This is a genomic window from Ralstonia pickettii, from assembly GCF_016466415.2.
GTDB classification, from domain to species: domain Bacteria; phylum Pseudomonadota; class Gammaproteobacteria; order Burkholderiales; family Burkholderiaceae; genus Ralstonia; species Ralstonia pickettii.
This window is the reverse complement of record NZ_CP066771.1, coordinates 1,272,943-1,287,947: the sequence shown is the minus strand read 5'-3', so window position 1 is coordinate 1,287,947 and position 15,005 is coordinate 1,272,943. Positions and strand designations below refer to the sequence as shown.

Sequence of the window (15,005 nt, the reverse complement as noted above, 5' to 3'; positions counted from 1 at the left end):
GCTTCTTACCGATAGATCGACACCACGGGCGCTTGCGCGCCGCGTGCGAACCCGCGGTACATCCCTTCTGTGTTGAACGGCAACGCGACGTTGCCTTGCGCGTCCACGGCGATCAGCCCGCCGCGGCCGCTGATGGCCATCAGCTTGCGCATGACCACGTCGTTGCTCGCATCGGCCAGCGACTTGCCGGCGTACTCCATCTGCGCGGCAATGTCGTAGGCAGCCACGGCGCGGATAAACATTTCGCCCGTGCCCGTGCACGACACGGCCGCAACGTTATTCGCAAAGCAGCCGGCGCCGACGATGGGCGTGTCGCCCACGCGGCCAACCTTCTTGTTGGTGACGCCGCCCGTGGAGGTGGCCGCCGCGAGGCGCCCTTGTGCGTCGCAAGCCACGGCGCCCACGGTGCCGAACTTGTTGTCCGGGTCGATGGGTGCAGCTTCCTTCGCCATGAGCGACGCGGCATCGTGATCGAGCAGTGCCATGCCTTCTTGCTGGCGGGCGCGCTGCCATTGGGCGTAGCGCGCTTCGGTGTAGTAGTAGTCGGGCTCGACAAACTCCAGGCCCTGCGCTTGCGCGAAAGCCTCGGCGCCTTCGGAAGTGAACAGCACGTGTTCGCTGCGCTCCATCACCGCGCGGGCCGCGAGGATCGGATTGCGCAGGCGCTTGACACAGGTCACTGCGCCGGCGGCCAGCGTGGCGCCATCCATGATCGACGCATCGAGTTCATACGTGCCGGCACTGGTAAGCACCGCGCCCTTGCCGGCGTTGAACAGCGGGCACTCTTCGAGCAGGCGCACGGCTTCGGTCACGGCATCCAGGGCGCTACCGCCTTCCACAAGGATGCGTTGCCCTGCGGCCAGGATGTCGTTCAGCGCTTGCTGGTAAGCGGCTTCCTTGTCGGCACTCATGGCCGTGCGGGTGATGGTGCCGGCGCCGCCGTGAATGGCGAGGATGGGCGTAGTCATGCGTGGCTCGATGTCAATCAGTTTTCAGCGGCGCGTTTGCGGCCGCGTCGGGTGGTTGTCGGTGTGCCGGAGGCGCCCGGGGCGTCATTGGTGCGCGGCGCTGGGGCTGTATGCAGCCACGGCAGCACGAATTCAGTCAGGCGTTCGGCCGATTCCAGCGAATGCGCCGAACGATGCGCCACCGCGCCGCACAGCGCTTCGAACAGCGCCACGGCGGCCGTGTCGGACGTGGCGGAGAATTGCCGCTCCGGCCGCGCATACAGCGCAATGTCGGCCAGCGGCGCGAGCGGCGATGTGGGGCTGTCGGTCAGCGCCAGCAGTTGGCAGCCTTGCTTACCGGCCTGCTTGGCCAGCGTGATGGTGTCCGCCGCATAGCGCGGGAAAGCGATGGCGATCAGCAGATCCTTCGGCCCGATCTTGCGCAGTTGGCGCGCTGCATCGGAGGCGCCGCCCGGCTGCGAAACGGCGATCACCGTGTCGCAGTAAAGATCGAGCCCATGGCGCAGCAGCCCCGCCAGATAGCCGCTGGCGCCAAAGCCCATCACGTAGATGCGCTGTGCGCCGAGGATGGCGTCGACCGCGCGTTCGCACGCGGCGGCGTCAAGCATGCGGCGCGTGGCGTCCAGGTTGGCGATGTCTTCGTTGAGCGAGGCGGCAAAGATTTCCGCGCTGGAGGCCGGGCGTGCCAGCTCGTGACGCAGTTTTTCGACCGGCGCGAGCGTCGCTTCGAAGCCGCGCAGCAGCCCCGCGCGGAACTGCGGATAGCCGTCAAAGCCCAGCGCCAGCGCAAAGCGGTTGGCCGTGGCAATCGACATGTCCACCGCGGCGGCAAATTCGTCGATGCGCATGGTGGCGGCGCGGAACGGGTTCGCCAGCACGTATTCCGCCATGCGCTGGTGCGCGGGCGTGAGCGTGGCAAGGGCCGCCCCAATGCGCTCGGAGACCGTCGCATCGGCGGCGAATGCGCCTTTCGACACATCCGTGCGCTTGCTGGTGGATTTCGCCATGTTCATGGGCCGTGAAAATTTTGTGTAAATGTATTTTCACGAGCCGACCGTGTAAAGAAAAAAACTTTCATGAAGACCTATGGTTTTCCCTAGGTCTAATGCCACCGCACAGATTGCGGGCGAGCGCTGCCTCGGCACGGTGCAATGCACCAGTCCAAACGCACCTGAGGCGCCAGGATCGTGCGACGCAGCACGCTACAATCGCACCCTTCTTCGATTTGCCTTCAAGCGCAGTTTTTCGTGATCCGATTCGACGACCTCGTCCTCCAGCGCGGCACCAAGGTGCTGTTCGACCACGCCACCGCCACACTCAACCCCGGTGAACGGGTCGGCCTTGTCGGCGTGAACGGCAGCGGCAAGTCGACGCTGTTTTCCATGCTGCGCGGCGAATTGCACGCCGACGGCGGCGAAGTCGCCATCCCGCCCACCTGGCAGGTCGCGCACGTGGCGCAGGAAACGCCGGCAGTCGACCGCAGCGCGCTCGACTACACCCTCGACGGCGATACCCGCCTGCGCGACATCGAACGCCGGCTCGCCGCAGCAGAAGCGGCGCACGACGGCCATGCGCAGGCCGAAGCCCACACGGCCTTTGCCGATGCCGACGGCTACACCGCACCGGCGCGTGCGCAGGCGCTGCTGCTCGGTCTCGGTTTCACGATGGCGCAGACCACGCAACCCGTGGCGAGCTTCTCCGGCGGCTGGCGCATGCGTCTGAATCTGGCCCAGGCGCTGATGTGTCCATCCGACCTGCTGCTGCTCGACGAGCCCACCAACCACCTGGACTTGGACGCCGTGGTCTGGCTGGAAGACTGGCTGTCGCGCTACGCCGGCACGCTGGTGATGATTTCGCACGACCGCGAATTCCTCGACGGCGTATGCAACGTCACGCTGCATATCGAGAACCAGAAGCTCAAACGTTACGGCGGCAACTACACGCAGTTTGAGACGCAACGCCTGCAGCAGATGGCGCTGCAGGAAGCGTCGTACGCGCGCCAGCAAAAGCAGATCGCGCACCTGGAATCGTTCATCACGCGCTTCAAGGCGAAGGCCAGCAAGGCCAAACAGGCGCAGAGCCGCGTCAAGGCGCTGGAGCGCATGGAGCGCCTTGCGCCCGTGCATGCGGCGGCGGGTTTTTCGTTCGAATTCCGCGAGCCCGAGGCGGCGCCCAACCCGATGCTCACGTTTGAAGGCGTCGATTGCGGCTATCCCGGCCCGAGCGCTGATGAACCCATCACCATCCTCAAGCACCTGACGTTCTCCATCCAGACCGGTCAGCGCATCGGCCTGCTGGGGGCCAACGGCCAGGGCAAATCGACGCTCGTAAAAACACTGGCCGAGACGCTGGCACCGCTGTCCGGCACGATCCGGCGCGGCAAGGGCCTGCAGATCGGTTACTTCGCCCAGCACCAGTTGGAGACGCTGGACGATCACGCCTCCCCGCTGCTGCATCTGGCGCGGCTGGCGCCCGACGTACGCGAGCAGGAACTGCGCGACTTTCTCGGCAGCTTCAACTTCCGCGGTGACATGGCGACCTCGCCCATCGAGCCATTCTCGGGTGGCGAGAAGGCACGCCTGGCGCTCGCCCTGATCGTCTGGCAGCGCCCCAACCTGCTGCTGCTCGACGAGCCGACCAACCACCTGGATCTCGACACGCGCGAAGCGCTGACGATGGCGCTCGCCCAGTTCGACGGCACGCTGATCCTCGTCTCGCACGATCGGCATCTGCTGCGCGCCACGACCGACCAGTTCCTGCTTGTCGGCCAGGGCACCGTCGCCCCGTTTGATGGCGATCTGGACGACTACCGCGACTGGCTGCTCAAACAAGCCGCGGCCAAGCGCGCAGCCGCCGGCGCCCAGGCAGCCCCGGCCGATGCGGATGGCGCGCCGACCACCAACCGCCGCGACCAGAAGCGCGAGGAAGCCGCCGAACGTCAACGCCTGAATGCGCTGCGCAAGCCGCTGCAAAAGAACGTCGACGCGATTGAAAAACGCATGGCGCCGCTGCAAAAAGAAAAGGCAGAACTCGAAGCCTTCCTCGCCGACGGCGCCGCGTATGAAGACGCGAACAAGACGCGCATGATGGAAAGCCTGCGCCGCCAGGCCGAGCTGAACGCCGAACTCGACGAGCTGGAAGAACGCTGGCTCGAGCTGCACGAACAACTCGAACAAATCAATTGAGGCTGGCGCGTCCGGCCAAGGAGACCTGTTGATGACATCGCCGTCGCCGGACACCGCCACGCACCAGCCACTGACCGGCGTGCGCGTGCTCGACCTCACGCGCCTGCTGCCCGGCCCGGCCGCCACGCGCCACCTGGCCGACCTCGGCGCAGAAGTCATCAAGATCGAAGACCCCGGCCCCGGCGACTACGCGCGCGACATGATGCGCACCTCCGCTGACCGCGCGGCCGAACGCCCGAGCCTGTTCTTCCGCTCGCTCAATCGCGGCAAGACCGAAATGCGGCTCGACCTGAAACGCGCCGAAGACCGCGACGCGCTCATCGAACTCGTACGCCACGCCGATGTGCTCATCGAAAGCTTCCGCCCTGGCGTCATGGCGCGCCTCGGTGTCGGCTGGGACACCCTGCGCGCGGCCAACCCGGCGCTCGTCATGTGTTCCATCAGCGGCTACGGCCAGGGCGGACCGCTCGCGAAAGCTGCAGGCCACGACATCAACTACATCGGCTATGCGGGCATGCTCGATCAGCTCGCGAGCGCGGACGGCACACCCATCGTCCCCAACGTGCAGATCGGCGACCTGTTGGGCGGCGCGCTCACGGCGGTGGTCGGCACCCTGGCGGCGCTGGTCGACGCTCGAGCCACCGGCCGCGGCCGCTACGTCGATGTATCGATGACCGACTCGGTGTTCGCGCACAACCTGATGGCGTTCTTTGCCGTTGGCACGCGCGGCAAGGCCAGCCCCGCGGGCACCGATCTGCTCAATGGCGGTGTGCCGTGCTACGGTGTCTATCGCACGGCGGACGATCGCTTCATGGCCGTCGGCGCCCTTGAATTGAAGTTCTGGCAGGTGATGTGCGACGTGATCGGCAAGCCCGCGTGGAAAGACAGCCACTGGTCGCTCGGCCAGCGCGTGGGCGGCGAAGAGGCACGCGCCATTCGCGACGAACTGGCTGCGCTGTTCCGGACCGCCACGCAAGCAGAATGGACCGCGCGTTTTGCCGATGCCGATTGCTGTGTCACGCCCGTGCTGCGCATGGAAGAAGCGCTGCAACATCCGCTCTTTGTCGAGCGCAACAGCGTCGTGCAGGAGAACGGCGAGCCCGTGCAGCTCGCCTTGCCGCTACGGTTTGCCGATTGACGAACCGGCGCGGTCCAGCGCATCGAGCGAATCGAGCAGCCGCCCGGCTTCTTCCAGCTGGTGCTGGCTGAACACTCGGATGCCGTATTGGCGCAGCAGCGCCGCCGTCACGCCCTCGCCTTGCTGCAGTTGGCTGGAAAATGTCCCGTCGTAGAGAAACGCAGAACCGCAAGACGGGCTGCGCTCGGTGAGCACGGCGACTTGCACGCCGGCCGCCTGCGCAGCTTCCAGTGCACGCTGTGCGCCTTGGAGAAACGCTTCGGTGACATCGTGGCCGTGGTGTTCGACGACACGGGCTGCGCCGCGCAGCACCGCCGCGCCACCGCCCTCGCCGTGAATTTCCGCGGGCAGACGCGGCACCGGCAAACCGCCGGCCATCTCCGGGCACATCGGCACGATGCGCCCCTCCATCTGCCAGCGGGCCAGGATGCCGCCTTCAGTGACGACCGTGCCGCCGTCATAGCGCACCGGCTGGCCCAGCAGGCAGGCACTCACCAGCACGCGCTGCATGATTTGCGGCTCCGACTTAGCGGCGCTCGCGGCGGATCATCCCCACCACCAGCGTCAGCGAAAGAATCAGCAGCCAGATCAGCGACCACACCGGCACCGACAGGCCCAGCACTGGCGGCATCGGCCCGACGCAGAGGCCATCGGCTTCGAACACCTGCGGCAACCATTTGGCAGTCGGCAGCGCGTTGATCCAGTTCTCGATCGGGTCAATGCCGCACGTTGCCTTGGGGTTCAGCAGCAGCGATACGTGGTACCCCGCGACACACAGGCCGGCCAGCCCCGACAGCATGCCCAGCCCGTGCCACAGCAGCCGCGTGGCCGACGACAGCGCCGCGAGCAGCGAGAACACGCCGATGCCCAGGAACGCAAACCGCTGCAGGATGCACAGCGGACACGGCTGCAGACCCTCAACGTGCTGCAGGTAAAGCGCATAACCGACCACCCCGAAGGGGATCACGGCAATCAGCAGGAAAAAGGCGCGCGAGTTGGCTTGCATGGCGGCGTCAGTTCAGAGGAGTCATGGAGAAAAGTTGGCGGATTATCGCACCGCAACGGCACATGCATTTTCAAATGGCACCCGCGATACCGTTGCGAAATGTTGAACGATCAAGCCTCGAGCGACCGCACGCGGTCGATGGCCTGCTCGATACGTTCAACGGCGATGACCTCCAGTCCGTCGATCGCCTGCTTGGGGGCGTTGGATTTCGGGATCACGGCAATCGAGAAGCCCAGCTTGGCCGCTTCCTTCAACCGCTCCTGACCGCGCGGCGTCGGGCGGATTTCCCCGGCCAGGCCGATCTCGCCGAACACCACCAGCCCGCGTGGGAGCGCCTTGTTACGCATCGACGAATGGATGGCCAGCAGCACGGCCAGATCCGCCGCCGGCTCGGTAATCTTCACGCCGCCCACCGCGTTCAGGAACACGTCCTGGTCAAAGCACGCAATGCCGGCATGACGGTGCAGCACCGCCAGCAACATTGCCAGCCGGTTCTGCTCCAGGCCCACTGCCAGACGCCGCGGATTCGGCACGTTGGCCGTATCCACCAGCGCCTGAATTTCCACCAGCAGCGGCCGCGTGCCTTCCTGCGTCACCAGCACGCACGAGCCCGGCACCACCTGTTCGTGCTGCGACAGGAAGAGCGCCGACGGATTCGCCACGCCACGCAGGCCGCGCTCCGTCATCGCAAACACGCCCAGCTCGTTGACGGCGCCAAAACGGTTTTTGAACGCCCGCACGAGCCGGTAGGCGGAATGCGTATCGCCCTCGAAATACAGCACCGTATCGACAATGTGTTCCAGCACACGGGGGCCCGCCAGCGCGCCTTCCTTGGTCACATGGCCAACCAGAATGGTGGTCACATCCAGCCGCTTCGCAATGCGCGTCAGCTGCGCCGCGCACTCGCGCACCTGGGCCACGGAGCCCGGCGCCGAGGTCAGCGCCTCGGAATACAGCGTCTGGATCGAATCGATGACGACGACTTCCGGCTTTTCCGTCTCGATGGTCGCCTGGATGCGCTCAAGCTGGATTTCTGCCAGCAGCGCGAGGTTCGGGCTTTCGATGCCCAGGCGACGCGCACGCAGCGCGATCTGCGAGCCGGACTCTTCGCCGCTTACGTACAGCACCCGCCGATCGGTCGACAGGTTGGACAGCGCCTGCAGCAACAGCGTCGATTTGCCGATCCCCGGATCACCGCCGATGAGCACCACACCGCCGCTGACGAGGCCGCCGCCCAGTACGCGGTCAAATTCGTCGATGCCGCTGGAGAAACGCGGCACATCCACCGCGTCGATGTCCGACAGCTTGCGTACCGTCGCGCTGGATGCCAGCGACTGGAAGCGCGCGCCAGCGCCCGACGTCGGCTGCGCAACGGTTTCGACCAGCGTATTCCACTGCTGGCAATTCGGGCACTGCCCTGCCCACTTCGGCGCCGTGCCACCACATTCGGTGCACGTATAGACCGTCTTGCTCTTGGCCAAACAACCCCCTGCTTACGGCGCCGCGCATGGGCGGCCGCCGCTTGATCTTTGTATTGACGATGCTGCGTTCAGGCAGCCTTGCCCAGGTCGCCGGCGTCCGCGGTGCTGACGGGCTCGACCGACACCGGTACGCGGGGCGCCAGGGCGCACATCAGCTCATACCCGACCGTGCCCGAAGCGTGTGCAACGTCGTCTATCGGCAGGCCCTCGCCCCACAGGGTGACGGGCGTGCCGACACGCGCCTCGGGCACCCCAGCCAGGTCAACGGTAATCATGTCCATCGACACGCGGCCCACGATGTGCGTGCGCACGCCGTCCACCAGCACCGGCGTGTGGTTGCCGTCCCAACCTGGCGCATGGCGCGGGTAGCCGTCGGCATAACCGCACGCGACGATGCCGATGCGCATCGGGTGCTCCACGGTAAAGCGCGAGCCGTAACCGATCGTCGCCCCGGGCTGCAGATCCTGAATGGCGATCAGCTCGCTCTTGAGCGTCATGGCGGGCATCAGCCCCGTGCCGTCGATGTCCGCCGCCACGCCCGTCGGCGATGCGCCGTAAATGATCACGCCGGGGCGCACCCAGTCGCGATGTGCTTTCGGATGCCACAGCGTTGCCGCGGAGTTGCACAGCGACGCCTCGCCGGGCAAACCCTGCGTGGCCTGTTCAAACGCGACAAGTTGATGCTCGATGCCGCGCGGGCCGTCGGCATCGGAGAAATGCGTCATGTGAACGATCGTGCCGACGCCCGAAATGGCGCGGGCGCGCTCCCATGCGGCGCGGTAGGCAGCGGGCGCGAAGCCGAGGCGGCTCATGCCCGTATTGATCTTGAGCTGCACGCTGATGGGCCCTTTCGGGCGGGCCAGTTCGAGCATGCGAAGCTGCTCTTCGCAATGGACGGTGGTGGTCAGGCGGTACTGCTCGACGATGGCCAGGTCTTCCGGCTTGAAAAAACCTTCCAGCAACAGAACCGGCCCCTGCCAGCCGAGTTGGCGCAGTCGGACGGCCTCGTCCAGATCGAGCAGGCCGAAACCGTCGGTCTGGCGCAGGCCTTCATACACGCGTTCGATGCCGTGACCGTACGCGTTGGCTTTGACGACAGCCCACACGCGCGAGTTGGGCGCATGACGGCGGGCAACCTGGAGATTATTGGCAAGTGCTGGGCCGTGGATGACGGCCTGGATGGGTCTTGGCATGACGGCAAACCTGCAAAACGTGAATGCGATGGCGCGCTCGTGGCGCGGCGTCGGTGCTGCAGTGCAACAGGCAAATTGTCTGTGCGGAGGCCGGTGCGCCCGGCCTCACGCGGTGAGCGTTCTATTTGACCACAGGACACCAACTGGTTCGCGCCTGCCATCAGCATGCTCAGAAAGAAAGTGCGCCGCCGTCACCGGAAGCGCACAAGTTTCATGATATAAAGCCGTTCAATTTAGGCATGGGAAGACCGTCGTGATGCGCAGCCAGCATGAGGAAAGTTGGGCACCAGCCACTTCTCTTTGCGCGATGGCGTCACATCGGGTTTGAGCATGCAAACAGGCGAGACCAAAACAAACTGCGGGCGGAACGCATGGCCCGAACGCCTGTCAGTGAAGATTCCCACGGTTGTCCGGCGGTGCGCGGCTTGCAGCACCGAACGGGCCCCGTCCAAGGGAACCACAATCAGGGGAGCCCACGCGGGCGCTGGCTTCAATGCCGCCACCGCGCACCTGTGCGCTGCGCGGCCACTCAGCCGACGCACCGCTTGGCCGGCACCTCCCGGAGGGCGCTTCCGGGTGCTGGCACGCTGCCGGCAAGACGTGAAGACGAACATGGCACCGCGGTCTACGGGGACGAATTCGAAGGTATGAAGAAGGGTTTTTACACCATCATGGCGGCGCAGTTTTTTTCGTCGCTCGCTGACAATGCGCTGCTCATTGCCGCCATCGCCCTTCTCACAGAGATGCATGCGCCGCAGTGGATGACCCCGCTGCTCAAATTGTTCTTCGTACTCTCTTACGTTCTACTTGCCGCCTTCGTGGGCGCATTTGCCGACTCCCGCCCCAAAGGCAAGGTGATGCTCATCACCAATGCCATCAAGCTGGTTGGTTGTGGCGTGATGCTCACCGGCCTGCATCCGTTGCTCGCCTATGGTGTGGTCGGCTTCGGTGCGGCGGCATATTCGCCGGCCAAGTACGGCATCCTTACCGAACTCCTCCCCCCTGAAAAGCTGGTCGCGGCCAATGGATGGATCGAAGGCCTGACCGTCGGCTCGATCATCCTCGGCACCGTGCTAGGTGGGGCCTTGATCTCCAACCATGTCTCGGCATGGCTGCTGTCGTTCGACATTCCCGGGCTCGAGCGCATCGACACGCCGGCTGAAGCGGCGATGCTGGTGATCATGGTGATCTACCTGATCGCGGCGCTGTTCAACACGCGCATTCCCGATACCGGCGCGCGCTATCCGCAGCAGGAAAAGAACCCGGTACGTCTCATTTCGGAGTTTGCCGACTGCTTCAACGCGCTGTGGCGCGACAGGCTCGGCCAGATCTCCCTGGCGGTGACAACGCTGTTCTGGGGCGCAGGCGCCACGCTGCAATTCATCGTGCTGAAGTGGGCCGAGCAATCGCTGGAGCTGAACCTCTCGCAGGGCGCCATTCTGCAGGCCGTGGTCGCCGTAGGGGTGGCCGCGGGCGCCATGGCTGCCGCCGTGAAGATTCCCCTGCGCCGGTCGCTCGACGTGTTGCCAGTGGGCGTGGCAATGGGCGCGGTCGTCATGCTGATGGCGTTCTACACCAAGCACACGATTCCCGAAATCACATTCCACATCGGCCAAATGAAGCTGCCGCTGTACATGATGATCGCCTACCTGTTCCTGATGATCGTGGGTGCGATGTCGGGCTTCTTCGTGGTGCCGATGAACGCGCTGCTGCAGCACCGCGGGCACGTGCTGCTCTCCGCCGGCCACTCGATTGCGGTGCAGAACTTCAATGAAAACGTCTCGGTGCTGCTGATGCTGTGCCTGTACGCGCTGCTCATCAAGCTCAATGTGTCGGTGGGCGTGGTGATCGTGTCGTTCGGCATCTTCGTCTGCCTGACGATGGCGCTGGTCATGCGCCGGCATCGCATCAACGAGAAACTGTTCCACACCGCCGCGCTCATTGGCGAAGACAAGCACCACTGACGCGGAGCCTGCCCGCAGGCAGGCAGGCAGCTGACTACTGGCCGCCGCGCTCCGCGTAGATCTTGCGCGCCAGGCAAAGGTCTTCCCATGCGCGCGCCTTGTCGGTCAGCGTGCGCAACAGGTAAGCCGGGTGGTACGTCACCACCACGGGCACCCCTTCCACCTCATGCACCTTGCCGCGCAGCTTGCCAACAGGCGTTTGCGTCTGCAGCAGGTTCTGCGCGGCAATGCGACCCAGCACGACGATGATGCGCGGCTTGACCAGCGCAATCTGACGCTTGAGATACGGATCGCACATCGCTGCTTCGTCCGGCTCCGGATCCCGATTGCCGGGCGGGCGGCACTTGAGCACGTTGGCGATGAACACGCCCTTCTCGCGCGACAAGCCGATCGATCGCAGCATGCTGTCGAGCAGCTTGCCGGCCTGGCCGACAAACGGCTCGCCCTGCTTGTCTTCCTGCTCACCCGGCGCCTCGCCGATCAGCATCCATTCCGCCTCGCGATCGCCAACGCCGAAAACGGTGTTCGTGCGACGCTCGCAGAGCTTGCACGATGTGCAGTTGGAAACGGCAGCTTCGAGCTGTGCCCAGTCGAACGCGGCGATGCGCTGGGCGCGTGGTGCAGCCGTGTCCGATAACGCGTGCATGACAGGCGGTTCACCTCGCACGGGCACGGACTCGGCCGCAACAAACGAATCGGCTTCCACCTCTACGGCAACCGGCTCGGCGGCGGCGACCTCGACGGCCTCCAACCCGGCCGGCGCAGCCCCGCGCAAGGTCCATTCGGTCGAAACGCCCAGCGCTTCGAGCATTCGGGATCGACGGTTCATGCTGCCTCCACCCCGCTCGCTTCACACACCATGCGCATGACGAGCGCATCTTCGCGCGTGTTGTTTTCGGCCGGGTAATAGCGCTTGCGCCGGCCGATCTCTGCAAACCCGCTACGGTGATACAGCGCGACCGCGCCGGCATTGGATGGGCGCACTTCCAGCAGCAGGCTGCCGAAACCATGCGCCAGTGTCAGCGCCCGCGCCAGACGCAGCAGCCAATGCCCCAGCCCCTGGCGCTGCCACGCCGGCGCCACGGTCACGTTGAGCAGGTGCATCTCATCGACCACCGGCATGAGGATCAGATAGCCCGCGACTTCGTTACCGCCATCACGCAGGACAATGGCGAGGTGGCCAGACTTGAGCGAATCCTCAAAGTTGCCGCGCGACCAGGGAAATTTGAACGCCGCCAGCTCCACCGCCGCAACGCCCTCCAGATCGCGTGCCGTCATGCGCTCTGCGCGCCAGCCCGCAGGCAGCGGCGCCTGCGTGATGACGCGGGCCAGTGCGTTGTCGATCAGGCTCATGGCTGGACACCTGCGGCAGCCTTGGCCTGCTGCACCGCTTGGCGCTCTTCAATGGTGAGCGCAACCTTGTCACGGACATACAGCGGCGCCGCATCTTCAGGCCGCACCGTATGGCCGGCGGCCAGGAGGCGCAGACCCACGGCGATGATTTCCCGGGCGTGCGGCGCGACCTCGGGCAACACAGCGGCGGCCCCTGCAGCGATGCTCAACTGATCGCCGAACACCGCGGCGGCATTGCCCGCCAGCCAATACGGCTGCGACGGCGCGGCAACGCTCTGCGGCCCGCTGACCTGGATGGCGGAAAGCGCATGCCAACCGGATGCATCCTGCGCCGCATCGGCGGGAATGAAGCTGGCCCAGTAGCACTCGTCCATACGTGCATCGAGCGCGATGGTCACGGCCGTGCCAGCGGGCAACGTTGCGCGCGTCTGCTCGGCACAGGCAACAAGCGAGTTGACCGGCACGACCGGCAAATTGGCACCGAACGCCAAACCCTGCGCCACGCCGCACGCGGTGCGCAGCCCCGTGAAGGAACCCGGCCCGGCGCCAAAAGCAATCGCAGCGCAATCGGCCAGGGCGATACCGGCCTCGACCAGCAATTCGGCAGCCGCCGGCAGCACGCGGCTACTGGAGCGCGGGCCGGTATGTTCGTGGCGGAACAACGTGCGCGTGCCGTCACCAAGGGCGACGGAGCAGAACTCGGTGGAGGTGTCGAAAGCAAGAATCCAGGGCATGGCGGCATTGTAACGGCTGGTGTGGCGCCTGAATGCGCAAACCCGTGGCTGCGCCTCGGGAAACCGGGCCAAACATCGTGCAGAAAACCGAAGCCGTCCTCGAATTCAAACGGCCCGACCGCCCAACCCCGGCGCTATCATCGCCAGACCATTGTTTTCAGCCGGGAATCATCATGAGCGACCTGCAAGCCCGTTTCGACCAAGCCCAAATCGACGTCAAGGGCCTCTCCGAGCGCCCCGCCAACATGACGCTGCTGCGCCTGTACGCGCTGTACAAGCAAGGCGCCGAAGGCGACGCGCATGGCGACAAGCCGGGCTTTACCGACATCGTAGGCCGCTACAAGTTTGAGGCGTGGGAAGGCCTGAAAGGCACATTGCAGGACGAAGCCAAGCAAAAGTACATCGACCTCGTCGAAGAACTGAAGAGCGGCGCAACGACCTGATCGCTAAATCGCCAGACGAAGAACCGGGCCCAGCGCCCGGTTTTTTATTGCGCCGCAGGAATGACGGACGGCAGCGCCCGGCGACGCATGCGCCACGCGGCCAGCACGGCCAGCGCGCACAACGTGCCGAGAAAGACGAACGTCTCGTCGAAGGCCAGGATGCGCGCGTCGGGGTCGACCGCGGCGCCATGCACGGTTTCGATACCGCGCGTGGCGAGCCGCCATTGCAGAAAAATGCCCGTAGCCGACACGCCGATCGCCCCGCCCAATTGGCGCAGGAAATTGACGGCGCTGGAGCCTTGCGCGATCAACGTGAAATCAACACCGCGCATGGCGCCAAGGCTCAGCGATGGCAGCACGAAACCGAGCCCAACCCGCCCGATGACGGCGATGGCGATCAGCAGCAGATAGCTCGTTGCCCGGGTGTTGGTGGCCATCAGGAAGAACGACAGCGCCAGGGCCGCCAGCCCGAACGACACCAGTCGGAAAGGCTCGATGCGATTGGTGAGCCGCCCGGCGAGCATGATCGTCACAGCCAGCACCAGGCCGGCCGGCAGCAGCACCAGTCCGGCGCGCGACGGCGCATAGGCCAACGCCACCTGCATATACACCGGCACGAGGTACGTCGAACCGTAGAGCCCTGCCCCGTAGATGAAGGCCACGACCGCCCCCATCGCAAACTGCCGGTAGCTGAACAGCCGCAGGTTCAGCAACGGCGACTCCACCCGCCGCTGCCAGAACACGAAGCCCGCCAGGCACACGGCCGAGACGAGCATGAGCGCGATCCCGCGCGTCGCGTCGCCATGCAGCGCAACCAGTCCGTTGAGCAGCGTGACGGTCGCACCACCGATCAGCAGCAGGCCACGCCAATCGAGCGGTTTGGGCTCGCCCGCCATCGACGAATTGATGGCCATGAAGCGCCGCGCCATCGCCCAGCCGATCAGCGTGAACGGCATCACCACGAAGAAGATCGAGCGCCAGCCGAACAGCTCCACCAGGAAACCGCCCACGCTCGGGCCCACGGCCGGCGCCAGCACGACGCCAAAGCCGAACAGGCCGAACGCCTTGCCCTGCTCCCGCTCGGGAAACACGCGCAGGATCAGGATGTTGGGCAGCGGCTGCATGATGCCGGCCGCAACCCCTTCCACGACGCGCATGGCGATCATCACTTCGTAATTGGGCGACAGGCCGCCCGCGAGCCCGCCGACGCCCAGCAGCAGCAACGCGCCGATAAACGTACGACGCAGCCCGAAACGCAACAGCAGCCACGGTGTGAGCAACATCGACAGCGTCATCGCCACCATGAAGCTGGCCGACACCCACTGCGCGCGTTCCTGCCCGAGCACGAAATGCCGGCTCAGATCGGGAATCGCCACGTTGACGATGGTGGCCGAGATGACGGACGACACCGCGCCCACCATCAGCGTGAAGAGCACGAGCCACTTGAAGCGCTCGCCGTAACGTGCGCGCAGCGCCTCCAAGGTGGGCGTGAATGTCGTCATGGTCTCGTTGTCGTGATGTGTGAGACGACCAGGGTGCA

General features: G+C 65.4%; 14 protein-coding genes. 4 read left to right on the top strand and 10 right to left on the bottom strand.

Features of this window, described 5'->3' with window-relative positions; genetic code table 11:
* Positions 1-5: 5 nt before the first annotated feature.
* Together RP6297_RS06125 and RP6297_RS06120 are read right to left on the bottom strand one after the other, a co-directional pair.
* Positions 6-968, bottom strand: a complete 963-nt coding sequence (locus RP6297_RS06125; RefSeq protein WP_009238265.1) for an isoaspartyl peptidase/L-asparaginase family protein — start codon at positions 966-968, stop codon at positions 6-8.
* A gap of 17 nt (positions 969-985) precedes the next feature.
* Positions 986-1,975: a MurR/RpiR family transcriptional regulator gene (locus tag RP6297_RS06120; protein ID WP_037028698.1), complete on the bottom strand. Its 990-nt coding sequence runs from the start codon at positions 1,973-1,975 to the stop codon at positions 986-988.
* Between the two features lie 240 nt (positions 1,976-2,215).
* Between RP6297_RS06120 and RP6297_RS06115 the strand changes: the two genes are divergently transcribed.
* Both RP6297_RS06115 and RP6297_RS06110 read left to right on the top strand, forming a co-directional pair.
* On the top strand, positions 2,216-4,153 hold the full coding sequence (locus RP6297_RS06115; protein ID WP_037027417.1) for an ATP-binding cassette domain-containing protein: 1,938 nt from the start codon (positions 2,216-2,218) through the stop codon (positions 4,151-4,153).
* 31 nt (positions 4,154-4,184) lie between these two features.
* A complete protein-coding gene (locus tag RP6297_RS06110) occupies positions 4,185-5,291 on the top strand; it encodes a CaiB/BaiF CoA transferase family protein (protein ID WP_009238268.1) in 1,107 nt (368 codons plus the stop codon).
* Here RP6297_RS06110 and RP6297_RS06105 read toward each other — a convergent pair.
* From RP6297_RS06105 to alr, 4 genes are all read right to left on the bottom strand, one after another.
* Complete coding sequence (locus RP6297_RS06105) at positions 5,274-5,801, bottom strand: DUF523 domain-containing protein (RefSeq protein ID WP_009238269.1); 528 nt, start codon at positions 5,799-5,801, stop codon at positions 5,274-5,276. The genes RP6297_RS06110 and RP6297_RS06105 overlap by 18 nt on opposite strands.
* Positions 5,802-5,817: 16 nt before the next feature.
* Positions 5,818-6,297: a disulfide bond formation protein B gene (locus tag RP6297_RS06100; RefSeq protein WP_009238270.1), complete on the bottom strand. Its 480-nt coding sequence runs from the start codon at positions 6,295-6,297 to the stop codon at positions 5,818-5,820.
* A gap of 110 nt (positions 6,298-6,407) precedes the next feature.
* Positions 6,408-7,778, bottom strand: coding sequence for a DNA repair protein RadA (gene radA / locus RP6297_RS06095; RefSeq protein ID WP_009238271.1), 1,371 nt, complete (start codon positions 7,776-7,778; stop codon positions 6,408-6,410).
* Positions 7,779-7,846: 68 nt separating this feature from the next.
* Positions 7,847-8,971, bottom strand: coding sequence for an alanine racemase (alr, locus tag RP6297_RS06090; RefSeq protein WP_009238272.1), 1,125 nt, complete (start codon positions 8,969-8,971; stop codon positions 7,847-7,849).
* A 647-nt stretch (positions 8,972-9,618) separates the two neighbouring features.
* Between alr and lplT the strand changes: the two genes are divergently transcribed.
* Positions 9,619-10,935 carry a lysophospholipid transporter LplT gene (gene lplT / locus RP6297_RS06085; protein ID WP_009238273.1) on the top strand — a complete coding sequence of 439 codons (1,317 nt, stop codon included), beginning with the start codon at positions 9,619-9,621 and terminating at the stop codon, positions 10,933-10,935.
* Between the two features lie 34 nt (positions 10,936-10,969).
* On the opposite strand, the gene RP6297_RS06080 is transcribed toward lplT, so the two are convergent.
* Genes RP6297_RS06080 through tsaB form a run of 3 tightly spaced genes read right to left on the bottom strand, consistent with a single transcriptional unit; the run spans position 10,970 to position 13,022 of the window.
* Entirely contained in the window at positions 10,970-11,764 is a 795-nt protein-coding gene (locus RP6297_RS06080) for a uracil-DNA glycosylase (protein WP_009238274.1), read from the bottom strand.
* Positions 11,761-12,288 carry a ribosomal protein S18-alanine N-acetyltransferase gene (gene rimI / locus RP6297_RS06075; RefSeq protein WP_009238275.1) on the bottom strand — a complete coding sequence of 176 codons (528 nt, stop codon included), beginning with the start codon at positions 12,286-12,288 and terminating at the stop codon, positions 11,761-11,763. Before rimI ends, RP6297_RS06080 begins: the two co-directional genes overlap by 4 nt.
* Entirely contained in the window at positions 12,285-13,022 is a 738-nt protein-coding gene (tsaB, locus tag RP6297_RS06070) for a tRNA (adenosine(37)-N6)-threonylcarbamoyltransferase complex dimerization subunit type 1 TsaB (RefSeq protein ID WP_009238276.1), read from the bottom strand. The genes rimI and tsaB overlap by 4 nt, the downstream gene beginning before the upstream one ends.
* A 173-nt stretch (positions 13,023-13,195) precedes the next feature.
* On the opposite strand from tsaB, the gene RP6297_RS06065 reads away from it, so the two are divergent.
* Positions 13,196-13,465, top strand: coding sequence for an acyl-CoA-binding protein (locus RP6297_RS06065; RefSeq protein WP_009238277.1), 270 nt, complete (start codon positions 13,196-13,198; stop codon positions 13,463-13,465).
* A gap of 44 nt (positions 13,466-13,509) precedes the next feature.
* Here RP6297_RS06065 and RP6297_RS06060 read toward each other — a convergent pair whose 3' ends face one another.
* Positions 13,510-14,967, bottom strand: a complete 1,458-nt coding sequence (locus RP6297_RS06060; protein WP_009238278.1) for a DHA2 family efflux MFS transporter permease subunit — start codon at positions 14,965-14,967, stop codon at positions 13,510-13,512.
* Between the last annotated feature and the right edge of the window lie 38 nt (positions 14,968-15,005).

Excerpts from the sequence above, each read along its gene's own strand:
- RP6297_RS06125 (WP_009238265.1), bottom strand. The coding sequence starts at position 968 with ATGACTACGCCCATCCTCGCCATTCACGGCGGCGCCGGCACCATCACC.
- RP6297_RS06120 (WP_037028698.1), bottom strand. The coding sequence starts at position 1,975 with ATGGCGAAATCCACCAGCAAGCGCACGGATGTGTCGAAAGGCGCATTC.
- RP6297_RS06110 (WP_009238268.1), top strand. The coding sequence starts at position 4,185 with ATGACATCGCCGTCGCCGGACACCGCCACGCACCAGCCACTGACCGGC.
- RP6297_RS06105 (WP_009238269.1), bottom strand. The coding sequence starts at position 5,801 with ATGCAGCGCGTGCTGGTGAGTGCCTGCCTGCTGGGCCAGCCGGTGCGC.
- RP6297_RS06100 (WP_009238270.1), bottom strand. The coding sequence starts at position 6,297 with ATGCAAGCCAACTCGCGCGCCTTTTTCCTGCTGATTGCCGTGATCCCC.
- alr (WP_009238272.1), bottom strand. The coding sequence starts at position 8,971 with ATGCCAAGACCCATCCAGGCCGTCATCCACGGCCCAGCACTTGCCAAT.
- lplT (WP_009238273.1), top strand. The coding sequence starts at position 9,619 with ATGAAGAAGGGTTTTTACACCATCATGGCGGCGCAGTTTTTTTCGTCG.
- RP6297_RS06080 (WP_009238274.1), bottom strand. The coding sequence starts at position 11,764 with ATGAACCGTCGATCCCGAATGCTCGAAGCGCTGGGCGTTTCGACCGAA.
- rimI (WP_009238275.1), bottom strand. The coding sequence starts at position 12,288 with ATGAGCCTGATCGACAACGCACTGGCCCGCGTCATCACGCAGGCGCCG.
- tsaB (WP_009238276.1), bottom strand. The coding sequence starts at position 13,022 with ATGCCCTGGATTCTTGCTTTCGACACCTCCACCGAGTTCTGCTCCGTC.
- RP6297_RS06065 (WP_009238277.1), top strand. The coding sequence starts at position 13,196 with ATGAGCGACCTGCAAGCCCGTTTCGACCAAGCCCAAATCGACGTCAAG.
- RP6297_RS06060 (WP_009238278.1), bottom strand. The coding sequence starts at position 14,967 with ATGACGACATTCACGCCCACCTTGGAGGCGCTGCGCGCACGTTACGGC.